Below are 1,499 nucleotides of genomic sequence, written 5' to 3'. Positions count from 1 at the left end.
GATCATAATAGCCGACTGGATACATCCCCATGACGGCAAACATCCTGCGAATGTTGAAAAGTTCCTCTGCCGTGCCGACGCGGATTGCTCCATGACGTTCGATATCCAGACGGTCCAGCTCACCGGCGGCTTCCAGCCTTACCTTGAGCTTCGGATTCGCGCGTAGCGTAGCTTCGTTGACTTCGTTCACCAAGTCTATCAACTCGCCGTATTGGGGCACTTCTTTGCGGTACATTTCTGACATAGCGCGAGAAAACAGCGTGCGAATGTCATCTGGATGCATGTGTTGAGACATTAGGTGTTCCTTCAGGATAAGTGAGCGTCGCGCCTATCGCAACGGGATTGGCTTGACGGCATGGGTGAACGTGGCGCCAAATTCGTAGTATGCCGCGCGCACGGATTTGAAGCGTTCGGCATGATGCCGGATCGGAGCGATTGGGAGATCCTCGGACCTCCCGGTCAACAACGCACGAGCGGCGGCGGACCCAAAAAGCGTTCCCGGCGCGATTCCGCGGCCGGAATACCCAAAACAGGCATATGCGCCGGGGCCGAATTCGACGATCTTCGGAATATGGTCACTGGTCATCGCGATTTTGCCGCGCCAAGCATGATCCAGCGATACCCCGGCCAGTTGAGGGAACAGGCGTTTGAGTTTCCGAGAGGCCCAAGACGCGTGGATCGCCCCTCCCGGCCCTTGCAGATTACCGATCCCGCCGAATACCAGACGCCCGGCCGCGTCGGTCCGAAAGGAACTCATCACCAGCGCGGTGTCCCAACAGCCCTCGCCCCCGGGCAACAGCTTCCGCAGCAAATGTCCGGGTAGAGGTTGGGTCGCGAACTGCGAAAAATACACCGAAACAAACTGGGGATCATATGACCCAGAAAGAAACTCGTGATAGGCGTTCGTCGCTAATAGCAGGGTTTTGGCGCGGATCTTGTGCGGCCCCACAGCCAGTTGCCACACGCCACCGATCCGGTTCAGACCAGTTGCGCGTGTTCTGGAAAACAAATGGCCTCCGGCCTGTCGGGCTGCGCGCGCCAGGCCCCGGCAATAGGCCAGCGGCTGGATTGTACCGGCACGGGGATCGAACAACGCCCCATGCAGACCAGCTGCTCCCGTACGGCGGGCGGTTTCCTCGGCGGACAGCAGTTGAACCGGCGCGCCGATCGATTTGCCTTGCCGATAGCGGTTTTGCAGTTCGCGAAAACCTCCAGCCGAATGGGCGCAATGTAGGGTTCCGTTCCGCACCGGATCACAGTCGATCGCGTGGGTCTGGATACGGGAAAAGACCTGTTCGGGACCGGCCGCGAGAGCCGACAGAAGCCGGCGACCGGGACCGGAACCCATTTTCGAAACGACTGCATCCGGCGGCAGCCAAAGCCCGGCATTCACCAGTCCTACATTGCGACCAGATCCGCCGCTGCCGAACTCCTCTGCTTCGATCACCGCGACCGAGGCACCAAGGCTAGCGGCTTCAAGGGCGGCCGAGGTTCCCGTG

At 60.0% G+C, this 1,499-nt stretch carries 1 protein-coding gene and 1 pseudogene; both read right to left on the bottom strand.

From position 1 onward, the window contains the following. Positions 1–295: pseudogene (locus A2I95_RS37220) on the bottom strand (DUF1338 family protein); the annotation flags it as partial. 33 nt (positions 296–328) lie between these two features. Then, the coding region (locus A2I95_RS37215; RefSeq protein WP_291737489.1) for an FAD-binding oxidoreductase at positions 329–1,499 on the bottom strand (1,171 nt) is incomplete at its 5' end.

It is taken from the genome of Leisingera sp. F5 (assembly GCF_001593695.1).
The sequence above is the reverse complement of the archived record's forward strand: the minus strand, read 5'-3'. Positions and strand labels throughout refer to the sequence as shown.